Origin of the sequence: Snodgrassella alvi (assembly GCF_002777855.1) — a bacterium.
Classification (GTDB): domain Bacteria; phylum Pseudomonadota; class Gammaproteobacteria; order Burkholderiales; family Neisseriaceae; genus Snodgrassella; species Snodgrassella alvi_E.
On record NZ_MEIK01000034.1, the window covers coordinates 127,181 to 147,311 of the forward strand.

19 protein-coding genes are annotated in these 20,131 nt (G+C 45.8%); 4 read left to right on the forward strand and 15 right to left on the reverse strand.

What is annotated here, in order from left to right; translation table 11 throughout:
* The first annotated feature begins 183 nt into the window (after positions 1–183).
* The 3 genes from dnaX to recR all read left to right on the forward strand — a co-directional run bounded on the left by dnaX (position 184) and on the right by recR (position 3,387).
* Complete coding sequence (gene dnaX / locus BHC43_RS06385) at positions 184–2,163, forward strand: DNA polymerase III subunit gamma/tau (RefSeq protein ID WP_100156843.1); 1,980 nt, start codon at positions 184–186, stop codon at positions 2,161–2,163.
* 55 nt (positions 2,164–2,218) lie between these two features.
* Positions 2,219–2,560 (forward strand): YbaB/EbfC family nucleoid-associated protein, encoded by a 342-nt coding sequence (locus BHC43_RS06390; protein WP_100139961.1) that lies wholly within the window; start codon positions 2,219–2,221, stop codon positions 2,558–2,560.
* A gap of 221 nt (positions 2,561–2,781) precedes the next feature.
* Complete coding sequence (recR, locus tag BHC43_RS06395) at positions 2,782–3,387, forward strand: recombination mediator RecR (protein WP_100139962.1); 606 nt, start codon at positions 2,782–2,784, stop codon at positions 3,385–3,387.
* A 347-nt stretch (positions 3,388–3,734) separates the two neighbouring features.
* Here the strand turns inward: recR and ilvA are convergent, their stop codons facing one another.
* Positions 3,735–5,270 carry a threonine ammonia-lyase, biosynthetic gene (gene ilvA, locus BHC43_RS06400; protein WP_100156844.1) on the reverse strand — a complete coding sequence of 512 codons (1,536 nt, stop codon included), beginning with the start codon at positions 5,268–5,270 and terminating at the stop codon, positions 3,735–3,737.
* A gap of 205 nt (positions 5,271–5,475) precedes the next feature.
* On the opposite strand from ilvA, the gene BHC43_RS06405 reads away from it, so the two are divergent.
* The gene (locus tag BHC43_RS06405) at positions 5,476–6,624 is read left to right on the forward strand and encodes a D-alanyl-D-alanine carboxypeptidase family protein (RefSeq protein WP_180296711.1); all 1,149 of its coding nucleotides are present in this window, start codon (positions 5,476–5,478) and stop codon (positions 6,622–6,624) included.
* Positions 6,625–6,744: 120 nt separating this feature from the next.
* Here the strand turns inward: BHC43_RS06405 and BHC43_RS06410 are convergent, their stop codons facing one another.
* The 14 genes from BHC43_RS06410 to nrdA form a co-directional block, all read right to left on the reverse strand.
* A complete protein-coding gene (locus BHC43_RS06410) occupies positions 6,745–8,037 on the reverse strand; it encodes an adenylosuccinate synthase (protein WP_100156845.1) in 1,293 nt (430 codons plus the stop codon).
* Positions 8,038–8,073: 36 nt separating this feature from the next.
* The gene (locus BHC43_RS06415) at positions 8,074–9,225 is read right to left on the reverse strand and encodes an ATP phosphoribosyltransferase regulatory subunit (RefSeq protein ID WP_100139966.1); all 1,152 of its coding nucleotides are present in this window, start codon (positions 9,223–9,225) and stop codon (positions 8,074–8,076) included.
* Positions 9,226–9,376: 151 nt separating this feature from the next.
* Positions 9,377–10,195 (reverse strand): undecaprenyl-diphosphate phosphatase, encoded by an 819-nt coding sequence (locus tag BHC43_RS06420; RefSeq protein ID WP_100139967.1) that lies wholly within the window; start codon positions 10,193–10,195, stop codon positions 9,377–9,379.
* A gap of 99 nt (positions 10,196–10,294) precedes the next feature.
* Complete coding sequence (locus BHC43_RS06425; RefSeq protein ID WP_100156846.1) at positions 10,295–10,990, reverse strand: thiol:disulfide interchange protein DsbA/DsbL; 696 nt, start codon at positions 10,988–10,990, stop codon at positions 10,295–10,297.
* A gap of 35 nt (positions 10,991–11,025) precedes the next feature.
* Entirely contained in the window at positions 11,026–11,736 is a 711-nt protein-coding gene (locus BHC43_RS06430) for an SPOR domain-containing protein (protein ID WP_100156847.1), read from the reverse strand.
* A 99-nt stretch (positions 11,737–11,835) separates the two neighbouring features.
* Positions 11,836–13,332, reverse strand: coding sequence for a YifB family Mg chelatase-like AAA ATPase (locus BHC43_RS06435; protein ID WP_100156848.1), 1,497 nt, complete (start codon positions 13,330–13,332; stop codon positions 11,836–11,838).
* 11 nt (positions 13,333–13,343) lie between these two features.
* Entirely contained in the window at positions 13,344–13,646 is a 303-nt protein-coding gene (locus BHC43_RS06440; protein ID WP_100139971.1) for an accessory factor UbiK family protein, read from the reverse strand.
* Between the two features lie 84 nt (positions 13,647–13,730).
* Entirely contained in the window at positions 13,731–14,171 is a 441-nt protein-coding gene (locus BHC43_RS06445; protein ID WP_100139972.1) for a hypothetical protein, read from the reverse strand.
* Positions 14,172–14,250: 79 nt separating this feature from the next.
* Positions 14,251–15,042, reverse strand: a complete 792-nt coding sequence (locus BHC43_RS06450) for an NUDIX domain-containing protein (protein WP_100156849.1) — start codon at positions 15,040–15,042, stop codon at positions 14,251–14,253.
* Positions 15,039–15,425, reverse strand: coding sequence for a holo-ACP synthase (acpS, locus tag BHC43_RS06455; RefSeq protein WP_100156850.1), 387 nt, complete (start codon positions 15,423–15,425; stop codon positions 15,039–15,041). Before acpS ends, BHC43_RS06450 begins: the two co-directional genes overlap by 4 nt.
* 24 nt (positions 15,426–15,449) lie before the next feature.
* Positions 15,450–16,178 carry a pyridoxine 5'-phosphate synthase gene (locus BHC43_RS06460; RefSeq protein WP_100156851.1) on the reverse strand — a complete coding sequence of 243 codons (729 nt, stop codon included), beginning with the start codon at positions 16,176–16,178 and terminating at the stop codon, positions 15,450–15,452.
* Between the two features lie 72 nt (positions 16,179–16,250).
* Positions 16,251–16,568, reverse strand: a complete 318-nt coding sequence (gene yfaE / locus BHC43_RS06465; protein ID WP_100139976.1) for a class I ribonucleotide reductase maintenance protein YfaE — start codon at positions 16,566–16,568, stop codon at positions 16,251–16,253.
* Positions 16,569–16,629: 61 nt separating this feature from the next.
* Positions 16,630–17,763 (reverse strand): class Ia ribonucleoside-diphosphate reductase subunit beta, encoded by a 1,134-nt coding sequence (gene nrdB / locus BHC43_RS06470; protein WP_100157080.1) that lies wholly within the window; start codon positions 17,761–17,763, stop codon positions 16,630–16,632.
* An 87-nt stretch (positions 17,764–17,850) separates the two neighbouring features.
* On the reverse strand, positions 17,851–20,130 hold the full coding sequence (nrdA, locus tag BHC43_RS06475) for a class 1a ribonucleoside-diphosphate reductase subunit alpha (RefSeq protein ID WP_100156852.1): 2,280 nt from the start codon (positions 20,128–20,130) through the stop codon (positions 17,851–17,853).
* Position 20,131: the final 1 nt, after the last annotated feature.

A 20,131-nucleotide genomic window follows, 5' to 3' on the forward strand; every position in this document is an offset into this window, starting at 1 on the left:
GCCTTATTAATACCATTCCTTCTAAACGATTTCTTATTGTTATCTACGATTTTTTGCTGTCTTTTATCCTAACCACTGTAGGTTGTTTTTGGTTACAATGTGGTGCCTGTCTGTGTATTTCTGACAGACAAAATTTCATTTTTTGAGTATAGATTCTGCTGTGGCTGGCGGTTGTGGACGGTTATGACTTATCAAGTATTGGCGCGTAAATGGCGGCCGAAAAGGTTTGCTGATTTAGTGGGGCAGGAGCATGTGGTTAAGGCATTGGTGAATGCGCTTGATAAAGGCCGTTTGCACCATGCGTATATGCTGACTGGAACACGAGGTGTAGGTAAAACTACCATTGCCCGTATTCTGGCTAAAAGCCTCAATTGTTTGCATGTTGAACATGGCGAACCGTGTAATCAGTGCGATTCATGCCGTCAGATTGATGCTGGACGCTTCGTTGATGTACTGGAAATTGATGCGGCCTCTAATACAGGGATTGATAATATCCGTGAGGTGCTGGAAAACGCGCAGTATGCACCTACGATGGGACGCTATAAGGTATATATTATTGACGAAGTGCATATGCTGTCCAAAAGTGCATTCAATGCCATGCTTAAAACGCTGGAAGAACCACCGGAACATGTGAAGTTTATTCTGGCTACAACCGACCCACAAAAAGTACCGATTACAGTATTGAGCCGCTGCCTCCAATTTGTGTTGCGTAATTTGAACAGCACGCAGGTGTACGATCATCTGGTTTATGTATTACAGCAGGAACAGATTGATTATGAAGATGCGGCATTGCTGCTGTTGGGTAGAGTGGCTGCCGGTTCCATGCGCGATGCGCTTAGTTTGCTTGATCAGGCAATTGCAATTGGTTCTGGCAAGGTGACCGAAGCAAATGTGCGCAATATGATTGGCGCGGTGGATAAAAGCTATTTGTATGCTTTACTGGAAGCGCTGGCTACAGGTGATGGAAAAGCTTTGTTATCCAAGGCTGATGAAATGGCTAGCTGTGCAGTGGGTTTTGACAGTGCGCTGACAGAGCTGGCTTTATTGTTACAGCGTTTAACTATTTTGCAAACAGTGCCTTCTGCCATTGCATCGGATGAACCTGAATATGCGGCTTTAACCCGCTTTGCCGGCCAGTTTTCTGGTGAACAAATACAACTCTACTATCAATGCGCTTTACGAGGTAAAGCGGATTTACCTCTGGCACCGGATGAGAAGGCCGGGTTCGTAATGACTTTGCTGCGCATGTTGGCTTTTACACCACTTGCTGCAGTAAATACTCAACGTCTGCATGGTCAGCTTAGCGGCACTCAACTGCAAAATCCGCCGGATAGTAATCTTATGGTTGCTGAAGGACAATATTTTAAATCTGTGGAGACAGCAGTATCTGCGGATATATCGGGTAACGAAGGGGTAAGCACTGAAGCTGAGCAAAATGTACAGGCAGAGCCCGTTACACGCGTGGAAACCAATCCAGCAGCAACATCTAGTGGTATTGATTATCAGGCAGTTCCACCTGATGTGAATGCTCATAGATCAGCAATGGCTGATGAGGGGTTACCACCTCCGTGGGAAGATGTTCCTTCAGATTTGTCAGTTGCAGTTGATGACAATTCTATGCCACCGCCTTTGTTAACCTCTGATGAGCCTGATGTGCCTGAGCAGTTTGCTACCCTAAAGTTGGAGGCTGACTCAGGCAGCTTAGCTGTTGATCCAGCTGATAAAACACAACCGGAAATACTTCAGAATAGTTTTCCGCCTCTAAGTGCTGAGAACTGGCCAGAAATATTAACTTTGCTGGCACACCGGCTTGGAGCTGTACAGTTGTTCAGCCAACATTCTGCCGTTGCTGCCTATGAAGAACATACTGGTGAATTGACGATTGCGCTTGCAGAGCAGGGAGAACCGACAGCTAACCGTGAATTATTAACGCGGCTGGCTGAAACTCTTTCGGAAGTTTATAAGCGGCCGATTCGGCTGCAGACTTGCAGCTGGCAAGAACAAAGTACGCTGGAAACACCGCAGATGCGTCAGCAGCGTCTGCATGCTGAAGCTCAGCAGCAGGCACAATCTATTCTGGAAGCGCAGCCAGCGGTGAAAATGCTAATGGATACCTTTAACGCAAGTTGGATTCCTGAAAGCTTGCGTCTGGCTGAAGATTAATTACAATATTTGGTTTAATTTTTTCCGTTTAAATTTGAAGTAAAAGGAAGTTGCTATGTTTGGAAAAGCAGGTTTAGGTGGTTTGATGAAGCAGGCGCAGCAGATGCAGGAACGCATGAAAAAGGCGCAGGCAGAGCTGGCTAATGTGGAAGTGGAAGGTGAATCTGGAGCCGGAATGGTTAAGGTAACCATGAATTGTCATTACGGGGTTAAGCGTATTCATATTGATGATACTCTGCTTGCCGATGCAGCTGAAGATAAAGAAATGCTAGAAGATTTGATTGCGGCTGCGGTAAATGATGCAGTGCGTAAGGCTGAGGCCACTTCTTCTGAACGGATGGGGCAGTTTACGCAAGGTATGAATCTGCCTGCTGGTATGGGTGATTTCTTTAAATAATTTATTACACAGGGAGGGTAATTTGGATGAGTTGCTCTTCCTTTTATCTTGAAAAATAGCATGAATTGGCTGAACATGCGTTTGCTGCAGCTTTTTCCTTTTAGCTTTTGCCATGCTCTAATTGATTTAAATCTGAAATAAAATCAATTAAATGGCTGTTAATGCTAATTGTATATTGGCTGATAAATTAAATCTTTAGCTGCGTGTTAATGAGTAACAGAATGAGCACAAAAAACACTGATGCTTTGAGCCGTTTAACCAATGCATTAAAAGTCTTGCCGAATGTGGGACCTAAAACGGCACAGCGTATGGCTTATGAATTGCTACAGCATAAGCGTGCTGGTGCGGAGGAATTAGTCGCCGCTATTCAGGCTGCTTTGTTACAGGTGCATCATTGTCGGTTATGCAATACTTTTTGCGAGGGTGAATTGTGTGCCATCTGTGCGGATAAAACTCGTGACGCTAAGCGGCTGATGATTGTGCAGATGCCGGTGGATGTAGCCAGTATGGAATCAGCGAATTGTCATGATGGGCTGTATTTTGTGCTGATGGGACAGGTAAACCCGACACAGGGCGCAGATTTACAGGCTATAGCGCTGGATAAGCTGGTTACACGGTTACAGGAATATGAAGTAGAAGAGATTATTATTGCTACGAATTTTACAGCTGAAGGAGATGCTACGGCTTATGTCCTGTCACAGTTGCTTACGGATTTTCCAGCTAAAATTACGCGGCTGGCTCGCGGTATGCCTCTGGGTGGAGAGCTGGAGTATGTGGATGCCGGTACTCTGGCGCAGGCTGTTTATGAACGACGGAATATAAAATAAATTTTGGCAGTATTAATTCTTGATTCGTATATTGCTTATTATTTGTTGTAGCTAAAGATTGGTTTACTCTTTAGCTTTTTTTGTATTTTGATTTGAGTTTTATTTGGGCAAAATAACCCTTTTGAAAGAAGTTTTCTCAAAATAAAGCTGATAATTCTGGCATGGTGAAATAAGCAAGAATTGTTATCTAGTTAAGAATTATGGCAGGCTGAGCAATTTATTCTGCGTAAGAAAATTTGATTGTTGCAGTCTGCCGATAATGTCTTTTAATGTTACCAGTTGTTTTTCTATTTTTTTAACACTTAAGACTGAGTTAATTTAAGCCATTATTACAGTCTATACTGGATTTATTTTTTGTCTGGGGTTTCACTCAGAAACAGCTGATAAGCAGCATTGTGCGTCTGTTCCTGATATAGATAACCAAGGTGTTCCAGAAATGTATGGAATTTTTCTGTATCAGAAGGAGGAATATCCAGACCCACTAATACGCGGCCGAAATCGGCACCATGGTTGCGATAATGAAACAGGGAAATATTCCAGTCAGATTGCATGTGCAACAGAAAGCGTTTTAATGCGCCTGGCCGCTCTGGGAACTCAAAGCTTATCAGGCGCTCATTGGCTACTTTTCCAGTGCGACCGCCCACCATATAGCGGATATGCAGTTTGGCCATTTCGTTATGGGTTAAGTCGATGGTCGGCAGGCCGTTGCTGTTTAGTTCCTGTGCAATCTGCTGTAAATCGGCGATGTCGTTACTCTGGATACCGACAAAAATATGGGCTTTCTGGTTATCCCCATAGCGATAATTGAATTCCGTAATATTGCGGTTGCCTATCAGTTCAATAAAGTGACGGAAGCTGCCCGGTTTTTCCGGTATGGTAACAGCAAAAATACCTTCATGGCCTTCGGTCAGTTCACAACGTTCGGATACATAACGAAGCTGATGAAAGTTCATGTTGGCACCACTTGTGACGGCTATCAAATTTTGATGCTGGCACTGATTCTTAGCGATATATGCTTTTAGGCCGGCTAGGGCAAGTGCGCCTGAGGTTTCAGTAATACTGCGAGTATCATCGAAGATATCTTTAATCGCCGCACAAATGCTGTCGGAATCGACAATGATGATGTCGTCTAAAAGGTCGCGGCACAAAGCAAATGTTTCTTCGCCCACCAGTTTGACGGCAGTGCCGTCGGCAAATAGGCCAACTTCAGATAATTCGATGCGTTTACCTGCTGCAATGGATTGTTTCATGGCGCAAGCATCTTCGGTTTCAACGCCGATTACTTTGATTTCCGGACGTACGTTTTTGATATAGGCGGCAACGCCAGCAGCGAGGCCACCACCACCGATGGCTACAAAAACTGCATCTATTGGTTTGGCATGCTGACGCAGTATTTCCATGCCGATGGTGCCTTGTCCTGCTATCACATCAGGATCATCAAATGGTGGAATGTAGGTTAAGCCGCTTTCGGTAACCAGTTGCATGGCGTGGTTATAAGCATCGTTGTATGACTCACCGGCCAATACGACTTTTCCTCCCCTTTTTCTGACAGCATCAATTTTGATTTGTGGTGTGGTTTGAGGCATGACAATTGTTGCCTCACATCCTAGTTTTTGCGCAGACAATGCTACACCCTGTGCATGGTTGCCAGCTGAAGCAGTAATAACCCCTTTTTTTAGAGTAGTTTTGTCCAGCTTGGCCATTTTGTTATAGGCGCCACGGATTTTAAAGGAAAATACCGGCTGTAAATCTTCACGTTTTAGCCAGATGTGGTTGTTGAGTCGGTCGGATAGGTTGGTGGCATAATCCAAAGGCGTTTCAATGGCTACATCGTAGACAGCGGCGGTGAGTATGCGGATGAGGTAGTTTGCGTGTTTGTTCATGATTGCTTATAAAGAAGAGTCTGATTTTATTGTGCAGATTGTCTGCTTAACGGAATTAATCAAAAATTAACGATAACGCGGCTGTTTTTTTTATGCAAGTAAATTTGCCAATATTGCTTATCTAGTGCGGTCAAATGTTTATAATATCCCGTTAAGGATTGGGTGAATGCCGGCAAAGCCGATTTTGAATGTGCTAAAAGAAAATATGAGAAATTTAATTTGTGGAATATGGGCAACGATATTGCTGGCAGTTCTGCCAATGGCGCAGGCAGTGGAATTGCCCGTGATTAATGCTGCAGCGTATGCGGTGGCGGATGAGCAAAGCGGAATGATTCTGGCAAGCCGTGATAAGGATGCTCGGATTGAGCCAGCAGCGTTGACTAAGCTGATGACGGCTTACTTAGTTTTTGATGCTTTGCAAAGTGGCAAACTGAAAGCTCGCCAGCAATTGCAGGTTTCTTCAACTGGTTGGCAGACAGACGGCAGCAGAATGTTTTTACAGCAGGGTGTGCCGGTACAGGCTGAAACAGTGGTGCAGGGTATGCTGGTGATTTCTGCCAATGATGCGGCAATAACGCTGGCTGAAGCAGTGGGCGGCAGTGAAAAAGCCTTTGTACAGCGTATGAATACACAAGCGCAGAAAATGGGGCTGCATCATACCCATTTTATGAATTGCACCGGTTTGCCAGTACAAGGACAATACAGTAGTGTGGGAGATTTGCTGATATTAGCACAGAGACTGGTTAGTGATTTTCCACAGTATCAAAAATGGTTTGCTAAGAAATCATTTAGTTATAACGGAGTAACGCAGTTAAACCAAAATCTGCTGTTGTTTCGCGATGATCAGGTGGATGGTCTGGCTGTAGGGTATAGTATTAATGGCGGATATAATCTGGCTGTAAGCAGCAAGCGCAATGACCGCAGTAATATTGCAGTACTCGTAGGTGCAGACAGCAGTGAGGCCAGAGCTGCTGAAGGCAGTAAGCTATTAAGCTGGGCTCTGACTTCTTTCAATACGGTGCGCTTATATCCGGCGGGACATAAACTTGCAGATATCACAGTTTACAAGGGTGCACATCGAAAGGTGCCAGTCGGATTTTTGCGTGATACCTATGTTACTGTGCCTGCTAATGGAGCTAAAGAGCTTGTAATTGAACTAGATGCTGTACAGCCTGTAGTGGCACCTGTGTATAAAGGACAGAATATGGGGACGTTAAAGCTTCTGGCTGGAAACCAGACAATTGCTGAACAGCAGGTGGTAGCACTGCATAATGTGGATGAGGCGGGTTGGTTCAGTCGCTGGCTGGATAGTGTTGCTTTGTGGTGGCACAATCTTTTTCGCAAAGCAAAATAGCTGCGCCGGTTATGAGAAAGAAGCAAGTGGCTTTTGATAGCATAAAATAGGTAAATTTTTTCAGGAACCTAACAATAATAAAAAACCCATCATATTGATGGGTTTTTGCTTTTTACTTATTTATTCATAAGGGTGTTGCAGCAAAATTGTTTCTTCGCGATCTGGGCCGGTAGAAATCATGGCAATTGGTGCACCACAGATTTCTTCAATGCGTTTCAGATAAGCTTTAGCATTAGCCGGTAATGCATCGTAGGTTTTCAAACCGAAGGTACTTTCTTTCCATCCAGGCATGGTTTCATAAATAGGTGTACAAGCGGAGACTGCATCTGAACCGCAAGGCAGAATATCTATTTTTTCACCATTATAATCGTAACCAACACAGATGTTGATGCTGTCCATACCATCCATTACATCCAGCTTAGTAACACATAAACCAGAGATACCATTTACCTGAATGGAACGTTTCATCAGTGCGGCATCAAACCAGCCGCAGCGGCGCGGACGTCCGGTAACAGCACCGAATTCATTACCGCGTTGTGCCAGACCTTCGCCCACGCTGTCAAAGAGTTCTGTCGGGAACGGACCTGAGCCAACGCGGGTAGTATAGGCTTTGACGATGCCCAAAACATAATCGATTTTAGTTGGTCCGACACCAGAACCGACTGTTGCAGCACCGGCAATACAGTTGGAAGAGGTAACAAAAGGATAAGTGCCATAATCGATATCGAGGAACGTGCCTTGTGCTCCTTCAAAAAGTAATGATTCGCCGCTTGCGTTCATATCGTTCAGCTCGCGTGAAACGTCCCCAACCATCGGCCGTATCTGGTCTGCCAGTTCTAAAGTTTGCTGATAGATTTTATCTGCATCCAGAGCTTCTTGTCCGTACAGGCCAGTAAGCTGACAGTTGTAGATAGCGACAGCATCTTTAATTTTTTGCTCTAAGACATCTGGCTGAAACAAATCCATTATCCGTACTGCTCGCCGAGCAATTTTATCTTCATAGGCCGGACCAATACCACGGCCGGTGGTACCGATTTTTTTATCGCCTTTGGCTGCTTCACGGGCATGGTCCAATGCAATATGGTAAGGTAATATTAAGGGACAAGTTGGGGCAATTGTCAGCTGTTTGGTGACATCAATACCGGCTTGCTGTAATTCAGCCATTTCACTCAGTAAGGCCTCTGGTGATACCACTACGCCAGAGCCGATAAAACAGCGTTTTCCTGTATGTAAAATACCGCTTGGAATTAGTCGCAATACGGTTTTTTTTCCATTGACTACGAGAGTATGACCCGCATTATGTCCGCCCTGATAACGTACCACGCCGGAGGCACGTTCGGTCAGCCAGTCTACAATTTTACCTTTGCCTTCATCACCCCATTGGGTACCGACAACGACGACGTTTTTTGCCATATAGATTTACCTGCTCATACTAAAGGTTGGTTATTGCTACAAAGGAATCAGTTGCCATTGCTGGTTTTGCCAGACAAGTTGGCGGTCGCATCCTTTAACTTCGTTGCATTCAGGAGTGTAATCAATGATGACACATTCACCGGCTGAACGCAGTTGCTCTATTTCGTTTTTTGCAGCGGGGGCATCGTGCACGCTGACTTTTATGCCGCGTAGTTTTTCTACTGGTGGCAGATGCCCAATTAAATCTCGTAAGTCAAAACTGAATCCTGAGGCTGGGCGGCTACGGCCAAAATATTTGCCCAATCCGTCATAGCGGCCGCCTCGTGCCAACGCATCTGGCCAGTCTTCACTGTAGGCGGCAAACAGTAATCCGGTATGGTAATTGTCTACTCGCAGTTCGCTCAGATCGATAAAGATGCTGTTGCTAGCAAAAGCCGCACATATTTGCTGAAGCTGTTGTAGTGCTATGCTGATTTCGGGTAAGTCAGGCAATATGGTGCGGGCGGTCTGTAATACTTCTTGCGTTCCATATAGGGTGGGTAAGGCGATGAAGGCATCAATCCACTGTTGCGAAAGCTGCCATTGCAGGACACATTTTTCAACGGCTGAGGCGTCTTTTGCCTGCATTAGCTGTAATAGTGAAGCAGCTTGCTGATCATCCAGTCCGGCAGCTTCAGCTAAAGCATAAAAAATACCGATGTGCCCCAGCGATAAGGTGGGTGCAGAAACATTAACGATAGCTAAACTTTTCAGCATTAAATCGATCAGCTCAATATCTGCATCGATACCTGCGTGGCCATATAGTTCGGCACCAATCTGTAAAGGTTCGCGAGTGCTTAGAAAGCCGTCAGGTCTTGCATGTAATACTGAACCGGCATAGCACAGACGGTTTAGGCCGCTGTTGGCAGAAAGTAAATGTGCGTCAATACGGGCTACCTGCGGGGTGATATCTGCACGCAGACCCAGTTGCCGGCCGCTAAGCTGGTCGACAACTCGGATGGTTTTAAGAGACAAACCTTCATCAATACGGGTAAGTAAAGATTGGCTATACTCAAGCAGAGGAGGGCAGACGAGTTCGTAGCCATGAACGCGATAAAGTGCTAACAGCTGTTCTTTGGCGCTTTCCAGCTGGCGCGCCGCAGAAGGAAGGATGTCGGCAATGTATTCGGGCAATTGCCAAGACTGCATTGATATTCCTTACAAAATACAAGCCACACTGCAGCTGAAGCAACAGTGTGACATGGACATGAAAAGGCAGGAAAATGCTGTGCCTGTGGTCTGTTAAAACATCACTTTATCACAATTTAACGTTTTTATACCAGAGGCAATACTGGCTGGCTTACCATTTTACCCAGCCTGTTACCCAAGTTAGCAGGATGATGCCGCCAAATATGATTCGGTACCAAGCAAAGGGAATATAGTTTTTGTGGGCAACGAAGCGCAGTAATGCTTTGACTGCCACCAGAGCAGAAAGAAAAGCGGCAATGAAGCCAATGGCAATCAGCAGCAAATCATCGCGAGTAAATTCATTCAAATGTTTGAGCATGTCGTAGCCAGTGGCGGCAATCATCACCGGTACGGCCAGAAAAAAAGAAAATTCGGTAGCGGCTTTGCGTTCAATACCCCACATCATGCCACCCATAATGGTACTGCCGGAACGGGAGGTACCCGGAATTAGTGCCAGAATTTGTGCTAGTCCTACGACGAGGGCATCACGCGGACGCATTTCCTCTACGCTGCGTACTTTGGGTTGACAACGGGTTTGACGTTTTTCAATCCATAAAATCAATAGGCCGCCGATAACCAGTGCAGTAGCAACGGTAATGGGGTTAAAGAGGTAATGTTTGATTTGTTCGCTAAAGAGCAAACCCATGATGGCGGCAGGAATAAAGGCAATGGCAAGATTGAGAACAAAACGGTTAGTGGCTGGTTCTTTGCCGATATGCGTGATGATGTGGGCAAAGCGGTGTTTGTATTCGAAAATAATAGCGAGGATGGCACCTAGCTGAATAGTGATATCAAATACTTCGCCAGTGGTCTGAAATTTAAGCAGGTTGCCAACAACAATTAGATGGCCGGTACTGGAAACCGGTAAAAATTCGGTTAAGCCTTCTACGATGCCCAGTATTAGAGCTTTGAGAAACAGGACAATATCCATTTTATTTACTGTTCTTTATAAATTGAAGCCACAAATTCTATGCAAAACAATAGTGTGTTTGAGGGAAACACACTATTGTTTTAAATCACAGGCTGAAATCTACCGATTTGCAGAAGCAGCTAGTGATGCGCCTATGCTTTTTGGTAGTTTACGTGCGCTTGCAGCACGTGCGCTATTCTCATTGCGTACTTTTTCAATTAATTCATTCAGGGTTTTCATTCCTGCTGCAAATCCTTGCGGAAATTTAAGTTCGTATTTACCGCCTACAATTACAGTTGGTGTGGAGAGGATATTGTATTTTTCACCCATTTTACGCATGCTGGTAGCGGCGGCGGCATTTTCCAGACTGTTGTAAGATTTAACCAATTTTTGTCCGTCAAAGGCGGTTTGCTGTACCGCCCATTTATTGAATACTTCCGGTCGCCATAATTCAATGTGCTTGTTGAAAATGGCGTCGAAAATCAGCGGGTCTGCCTGTAATTTCATATTGGTGCTGTTAACTGCGGCGGCGACACGGGCAAGATTGTAGTATACGTCATCATCCCAGACTACATGTACTGGACGCAGGTAGGTATCGGGGGCGAAAGATTTCATTTCCTTGAGCATATAGGGTTCAAGGTGGGAGCAATGGATACAGCTGTAGGAGAAAAATTCCAGTACTTCCACTTTGTCTTTATGTAGCTGCGGTATAGGTTTGTCCAGTACAACGTAATCTACGTTAACGAGTGAAGCATGTACTAGGCCACTGGCGAATACCAATGAAGTGGCCATGATGGCAATAATTTTTTTTAGCATGTTGATTTCCTGTTTTTTTATGAAAGCTGTGTAACTCAGGATGCTGCTCTGGTCAGGCTATCGATATTATGTTGTTGCAGTATCTTTTTAATCTGGCCAGCTTGATTCTGGTTCAGATTGTCTGTCTGTACACGGTATTTGGTTGTGCCGTTGACTTTAGCTGTCTGTACTGTGCTATTGATACCGAGCATCACCAGTTTAGCGCGTTGGGCATCGGCATCGGTACGATTGCTGTAGGAACCGATCTGAAGATAGACTTTATTGCCAGTATGTTGTTTTTCTGCTGCCTGCTGAGCTTTTTCCAGACTGCCGTTGCTAAGTATCTGTTCGGGGGTGACATGAGTCTTGCTACTACCTGAGGGTACTTTTTTGGGTGTTTTAGCCGGCTCTTTATGCTCTTCATTTGGTCTGGTTGTCGGTGTATGCACTCCTGTAACCTGATTTTCAATGCCCCCGATGTTTAGCGGTTCTGAGGCAGGGGGAACAGTCTGCGACTGGCTGTTTGAAGATGCTGATGCTGCACCATCGGGAATGAATGGCTGGGTTGCAGATGCGCCGTTATCTGGAGTGAGTATTTCCGGCTTTTGTGGCTCAGATGCCTCAGGGATAGCTGGTGTTTTGAAATCAGACTTGCTTTTATTCAGGTAAAACAGGATACCGGCGATGATGGCAGTTGCTATCAATAAGCCGACGATAAAGCTGATTAACCCTTTACCTGCCTGACGAATCGGTGTGTACATATGCATGTTGAAAGCCTTTATGTTGGCATTTTATACGGCAAATTTTAATCAGGGCCGGATGCTTGTTTAGGGAAGGTGGCATCTGTTATTTTGCCCTATTTCATATTATAAAGCACGGCGAAAACTTATGGCGCGCAAAATGTGCCCGTTTCCAACGTCATGGTTATCATCCATATCGGCCAGAGTTCGGGCAATACGTAATATTCGGTGAAAACTGCGGGCTGAAAGGGATAGTTTTTCGATGGCACCGGCTAAAGTCTGTTTGGCTTCGCGGCTAATGCGAGCGATGTTGTCCAGCTCGCGGTTGCTTAGCTGAGCATTAATTTTACCCTGACGCTGATACTGGCGTGCACGGGCGGTGCTGACTCGTTCGCGGATACTACAGCTGCTTTCACCGTCTGCCTGCTGAATCAAGTCACTAGCTGGCAAGCTGGGTACTTCAATAATGAGATCTATGCGATCGAGGAGGGGGCCGGAAATTTTGTTGCGGTAGCGCACTATGGCCTCAGGTGTACAACGGCATGCTCGTACTGAGTGACCCAGATAACCGCATGGACAAGGGTTCATGGCTGCTATCAGCTGGAATTTGGCCGGATAAGTTGCCTGCCGTGCTGCACGGGAAATGTGTATTTCGCCACTTTCTAAAGGTTCTCGCAGCACTTCAAGTACTTTGCGGTCAAATTCTGGTAGTTCATCCAGAAACAGAATGCCATGATGGGCCAAAGATATTTCACCTGGACGCGGGTCAGAACCACCGCCGACCAATGCAACAGCAGAGGTGCTATGATGCGGAGAGCGGAATGGACGATTTTGCTGGTATTGTTGTTGTCCGTGTGGCAACAGTGACTGTAAAGACCAAACGCTGACCAATTCAGTGGCGGTCAGTGGCGGAAGAATACCCGGAAGACGTTGTGCAAGCATGGATTTACCGGTACCGGGTGGCCCAGACATGAGCAGACTATGGCCACCAGCGGCTGCGATTTCCAGTGCCAGCCGTGCAGTTTGTTGTCCGCGTACATCGGCCATATCTGGATAGCTGATTTCGGTAGGATACTGATGTAGATGTTCGGTATTTATGGCTTTAAGTGGCTGTTCATAATTGAGATGAGCAACTACATCTGCAAGTGTCTCGGCTCCAAAGACTTGTGCTTCTGGTAGGAGAGCTGTTTGGAAAGCATTGTCTTGAGGCAGGATAAAGGCACGCTGTGCCTGCCGTGCTGCTTCCGCCATAGCGATGGCACCGCGAATAGGCCTTATTTGGCCGGATAAGCCAAGTTCACCGGCCAGCTCATAAGTCTGTAGTGCGCTTGGATCAATCTGGCCGGAAGCGGCCAATATGCCAATGGCGATGGGTAGATCAAAACGACCAGATTCTTTGGGTAAATCTGCGGGAGCTAAATTAACGGTAATTTTTTTTGCTGGAAAATCAAACCCAGACTGAATAATAGCTGCTCTGACGCGGTCGCGGCTTTCTTTAACTTCTGTATCCGGTAATCCTACTATACTAAATGCTGGTAGACCGTTGGCCAGATGTGCTTCTACTTCTACTAATGGTGCTGCCATGCCAGCCAGTGCACGACTATATACAACTGCCCATGACATGGCTTAGTTCCTTAGGCAGGTGAAGTGTTATTATTTTCTGCGGAAGATATTGGTTGTGCGCTGTCGGCATTGCTGTTTTGTGCCAGTAAAGCTTCCAGTGCTATCACGCGGCTTTCCAGTTCAGCCAGTTTTTCCCTGGTTTTAAGAAGAACCTGCTGCTGGATATCAAATTCTTCACGGGTAATCAGATCCATGCGATTAAAAGCACTACCTAGCATGGATTTAACATTTTTTTCCATGTCTTTGATGGGGCTATTGCTGATGGTATCGCCGAGTTTTTCGCTGATATCGTCAAAAAATTTTTTGCTGAGCATGGCGTGAATCCTTTTGATGGCAAGGTAATCAATGTGTGTGATTGTACGGGTGAAAGCGCCGGCGATGCAATGCTTATATAGTATTCAGGGGGCGGAAAATACAATATTGTAATGTTGTCCATCCAAAGTTAGGTCGCCAAGAAAATCGTTGCGTTCATCAACACATACTGGGAGCACAGCGTGATGAGCCGTCCAGAGGCCATTTCCCTGTGACTTAAAGTCTGTACGATTGAAACCCAAATCCATGTTGCGCATAGTGAAATGGATGCTAATGCGTTTAACTGATGCAGGCACCTGCCGCATAGTGATATTAAAGGGTTTGGTAACGTCTGCCGGTGGGGTGAACTGGATAATGGCACCACCAGGCAGTATGCAGCCGTTGCGTATGTTGCAGTTACTAAGTGTGCTTTGCGCATCTATACGGCTGTTTTGCCAGAATATTATGCCAATAATGAACGGTACGGCCACAATGAATATCAGTAAGCCGATGATAACAGCTGTTGAATTTTTAGCAGGCTGGGACATGATGTTGGCAAAAAGTTTCAGTTTAGAATTGGTAAATGAGAATAAATAGGTAGCAGATTTTTAAATGGTATTTAATTACTTATTCCAGCTCGTGGATGATGCCATGTGCACCTAGATTCATCCAATCAGGTTGCGGTGTTGTTAAACCAGTTTTCTTTTGAAAAACCATGACAGGCACACTTGAGGGCTCTTGTTGTAATAGGGTAAGCAGTAATTTTATATCATCGATACTGGATATTGGCCAGATAATGGCAGCAGCTGACTGTGCCTGCTGCCACTGTTCACGGCTAAAGCAGATTGCCCAGATATGGTCTATAGGGTGTTGTTGTGCCAAATACTGTAATTGATTGGCAGGTGCATATATGCTGACTGCTGCGGCAATACCAGAGTGATAAGGCAGTATTTTGAGCTGCGGCTCTTGGGCAGAGACAGTGTGAAAACCGGTATTAAACTGCCCTCTCATCCTCGTAGGAATGGAAAGAGCCGCCAAAATAGGCGCATTAGCCGGTAACATGGGTGTTACTGTAAGCTTACCCGGTTGCTGCCAGCACCAGCTTTGTTGCTCCCGAGCGCAAAGTTGTCCCCGCCATTGTCTGGCACCAATACGATAGAAATGCAGGTGAACATGGGCGTGTTCATATTTGTGAATTTTGGTGAGCCATGGAGTGGCTTGGATGACGTCAATGCCTAGCTCTTCTTTGAATTCGCGCTGTAGGGCGGTTAAATAGGTTTCACCAGTTTCTACTTTTCCACCAGCAAATTCCCAGTAGCCGGCATATGCTTTACCTGCTGGACGGGAGCTAAGCAAAAATTCTCCTTGTGGGTTGTATAGTACGCCGGCTACAACTTCTACCAGTTTGTCGGTATTCATTTAAGATACTCAGCTACGACAAATGCCACAATATAATTTTCTTCATCGGTGAGGCTGAGATGGATACGGCCGATGTTTTTTTGGCTGAGCCATTGTGCTAAGGGTTTTTCTACTATAAATTCCGGACGGCCCAGCTCATTGTGACCGATGCCAATGTTTCGAAGCGTTACCGGGCTACGCAAACCGGTATGTACGGCTTTGGCAAATGCTTCTTTGGCGGCAAAGCGCTTTGCGAGAAATTGAACCGGCTGATTAGCTGAAGGCCATTCCAGCGCTTCTATCCGAGATAGCATTTTTTCAGCCACGGCATTGGCTCCGTAGGTTTTGCACATTTTGGCGATGCGATCGATTTTGACTAAGTCTGTACCTATGCCGTAAATCATTTTGTCCCTTTTACTGCTGAAAGATTAATAAGGAATACTGCGCGCACGGAAGATGGCGGCCTTCATTTGTTCGATGGCTTGGGGGAGACCGATAAAAATGGCCTGTGCAATCAATGCGTGGCCGATATTCAGTTCCTGAATAGCCAGAATTTTCGCTATGGGGGCGACGTTATGAATGTTCAGACCATGTCCAGCGTTGACGATGATACCCATTTCGCTGGCCTGATGGGCTGCTTCTTCAATACGAGCAAGCTGCAGCCTTCTCTGCTGTGGGGCGGCATCAGCATAGGCACCAGTATGCAGTTCGATAACGGGTGCAGCTACTTCGCAGCAGGCCTGTATCTGATTGCTGTCGGCATCAACAAATAAGGAAACACGAATACCGGCCGCTGTGAGCTTTTGAATATATTCTGCTACTTTATCCTGTTGCGATAATACATCTAACCCGCCTTCGGTAGTAATTTCCTGCCTTTTTTCCGGCACGATGCACACATCAGCAGGTTGAACAGCCAGTGCATTGTCCAGCATCTCCGGCGTGAGTGCCATTTCCAAATTTAAACGTGTGCTGATGGCATTTCTGACAGCAAATACATCGGCATCATGAATATGGCGCCGGTCTTCGCGTAAGTGCATGGTAATGAGGTCTGCACCATGCGTTTCAGCCAATAGTGCTGCTTCTAGCGGACTCGGGTAAATACTGCCGCGGGCATTGCGCACGGTGGCAACGTGATCGATATTGACGCCAAGTAGCATGTGCTTTTACCTAGAATTGATTATGGATAGGTTACGATACTTCAGCCTTGTAGGGCTGTAAAGGAAAACGTTTTAATTTTGTCCAGCGGGAAATAAATCATTTTCAAAGAGGTCAGGATTGTGTTCAGGTGTATCGCTACGCAGATGGCAGACTACATGTAAATCGGTTTCTACTTTACAGCAGCAAGGCAGAATTTCTTCTGGTGCAATAAATGCCAAGGGCTGCTCTGGATAGCTTACTTGTCCGGAAAGCAGTCTGAGGCGGCACGAACCACAATAACCACTGCGACACTGGTATTCCACTTCGTGCCCGGTACGTTCCAGACCTTCCAGCAGGGTTTCGTCCTGTTGCAGAGTGAAGGTTTTGTCGCTAGTGGTGATTAAAGCCATGTTTGGTATTATCGTATTCCGGTCAGTTCTGTCCGCTTGGTTTATTTTGGAAAGTCTGGATTTATAGCTCGAAATCGCTTAAATCGTCTTCACTGAGTTCTGCGTCAATCTGGCCGACAAGATAAGAACTAACTTCTACCTCCTGTGGTGCCACCTGAACGTTGTCAGAAGAAAGCCATGCATTTATCCAAGGTATCGGGTTTTGTTTGGCATGCTCAAAGGCTGGTGGTAAGCCGACAGCCTGCATGCGCAGGTTGGTGATGTATTCGACGTACTGACCAAGTATGTCTTTATTCAGGCCAATCATAGAACCGTCTTTAAACAAATATTCCGCCCAGTCTTTTTCCTGCATAGCAGCACGACGGAAAAGCTGAAAGCATTCCTCTTCGGTTTCGGCAGCTATCTGTGCCATTTCAGGGTCGTCGGCGCCAGTACGCATTAGATTAAGCATCTGCTGTGTACCAGTAAGATGCAATGCTTCGTCACGGGCAATCAGTTTGATAATTTTGGCATTGCCTTCCATCAGTTCGCGTTCGGCAAAGGCGAAGGAACAGGCAAAAGATACATAAAAACGTATGGCTTCGAGTACGTTTACGCACATCAGACACAAATAGAGTTTTTTCTTCAGTTCGTGCAGGTCGATGACTACAGTTTTACCGTTAATCTGGTGTTCGCCGACACCCAGCAGATTATAGTATTGGGTATATTCGATTAAATCATCGTAGTAGCAGGCAATTTCTTCAGCACGGGCAATAATGTGTTTGTTTTGTACAATGTCATCAAATACGATGGATGGATCGTTGACGATATTGCGGATGATGTGTGTATAACTGCGGGAGTGAATGGTTTCGGAAAACGACCATGTTTCAATCCATGTTTCCAGCTCAGGTATGGATACCAAGGGCAGCAGAGCTACATTGGGGCTGCGGCCCTGAATGGAATCAAGTAGTGTTTGGTATTTCAGATTACTGATAAAAATATGCTTTTCATGCTCGGGTAGGTTGGCGTAGTCGATACGATCGCGCGATACGTCTACTTCTTCCGGACGCCAAAAGAATGATAATTGCTTTTCAATCAGTTTTTCAAAAATATCAAATTTTTGCTGATCATAGCGGGCGACATTTACTGGCTGACCGAAGAACATCGGTTCTGTCAGGGCGTTATTTGGTTTCTGACAGAATGTGCTGTAGTTCATTGACAGATGTTCACAGGCCATGACGTTACTCTTTATTTAGTTTAATGAATGGAATGAGAAATAAAAGGGTGCATGAGCACCCGAAAATCATATTTTACATGCACCGCTGGCGCAGCCGTCATCTTGAATGCTGGTTTGCATGTCGTCGGCTCCATCGCGGGTATTCTGGTAATAGAGGGTTTTCAGGCCAAATTTATAGGCGGTAAGTAAATCTTTAATTAGTTGTTTCATCGGTACTTTCTGCCCTTCAAACCGCTGCGGGTCGTAATTGGTATTGGCTGAAATAGATTGATCGATGAATTTTTGCATAATACCTACTAAGTGCAGGTAGCCTTCATTATTTGGCATATCCCATAATAGCTCATATTCCTCGTGCAGACGTTCGAACTCAGGCACAACTTGTTTGAGAATGCCGTCTTTGGATGCTTTTACGGATACTAGTCCGCGCGGAGGTTCAATGCCGTTGGTGGCATTGGCAATTTGACTGGAAGTTTCTGATGGCATCAGTGCAGTGAGTGTTGAATTGCGCAATCCGTGTTTGACAATATCGGCACGCAGTGCTTCCCAGTCTAGATGAAGTGGTTCCTGACAGATTTTATCCAGATCTTTTTTGTAAGTATCAATCGGCAGTAAGCCTTGAGCGTATGTTGTATCGCTGAATTTAGGACATGCGCCCAGCTCTTTGGCCAGTTTGACTGAAGCTTTGAGTAGATAGTACTGAATGGCTTCAAAGGTGCGGTGGGTAAGACTGATGGCAGAACCATCGCTGTATTTTACGCCGTTTTTGGCCAGATAGTAGGCAAAGTTAATAACGCCGATGCCAAGTGTACGCCGGTTCATCGTGGCCAGTTCGGCCGCTTTGATTGGATACTTTTGGTAATCCAGCAGAGCATCTAACGCACGGGTAGCTAGTTCGGCCAGCTCTTCCAGCTCTTCGAGATTCTTTAGTGCACCCAAATTGAAAGCGGATAAGGTACAAAGCGCAATTTCTCCGTCTGGATCGTTTATGTCGTTTAACGGACGGGTCGGAAGGGCGATTTCCAGACATAGATTAGACTGACGTACCGGTGCTAGCTTAGGGTCAAATGGACTGTGGGTGTTGCAATGGTCGACGTTCTGGATATAAATGCGGCCGGTTCCAGCGCGCTCCTGCATTAATAATGAGAATAAGTCTATAGCCGGAATACTGCGGCTATGGATGCTATCGTCTTTTTCGTATAAGGCATACAGGCGTTCAAACTCATCCTGATCGGCAAAAAAAGCATCATATAGCCCAGGTACTTCTGAGGGAGAGAATAAGGTAATATTTTCACCTTTAATCAACCGAGTATACAGCAGACGATTAATCTGCACACCATAATCAAGATGGCGAACGCGGTTTTCTTCTACACCACGGTTGTTTTTAAGTACAAGTAGGTTTTCTACTTCTAGATGCCACAAAGGATAGAATAGTGTGGCCGCACCGCCACGTACGCCTCCTTGTGAGCAGGATTTAACTGCTGCCTGAAACATTTTGTAAAATGGGATACAGCCAGTGTGTTGAGCTTCGCCGCCCCGGATTTCGCTGCCCAGTGCACGGATGCGTCCAGCGTTAATGCCAATGCCGGCACGCTGCGATACATATTTCACGATGGCGCTGGTGGTGGCGTTGATGCTGTCTAGACTGTCATCGCATTCTATCAGGACACAAGAAGAAAATTGGCGGGTTGGAGTGCGCACGCCGGACATAATCGGCGTGGGTAGGGAAATTTTGAACGTGCTGATAGCGTGATAGAATTTTTTAACATATTCCAGCCTAGTGGCCTGCGGGTAGCGTGCAAACAGACACATAGCAACCAACATATATAAAAACTGCGGGCTCTCAAAAATTTGTCTGGTGACACGATTTTGTACCAGATATTTACCTTCCAGCTGTTTGACAGCCGCATAGGAAAAAGTTAAATCACGGTTGTGGTCTATACAATCGTTGAGCTCATCGAATTCAGCACGGGAGTAGTCACTCAGGATATGTTCATCGTATTTGCCTGACTGAGTCAGGCTGGTGACATGATCATATAAATGGGGCGGTTCAAACTGGCCAAAAGCGATTTTCCGCAGGTGGAATATTGCCAGCCGTGCAGCCAGATACTGATAATCCGGCGTTTCGGTAGAAATCAGGTCAGCCGCAGCCTTAATAATGGTTTCGTGAATGTCGTCTGTGCGGATGCCGTTGTAAAACTGAATGTGTGAGCGCATTTCTACCTGAGATACGGATACGTTATCCAGTCCTTCAGCCGCCCAAGTAACAACTTGATGAATTTTATCCAGATTGATGTCTTCCAAACGGCCGTTTCGTTTGGTTACTTTTATATTGGCTACCGCATTCATG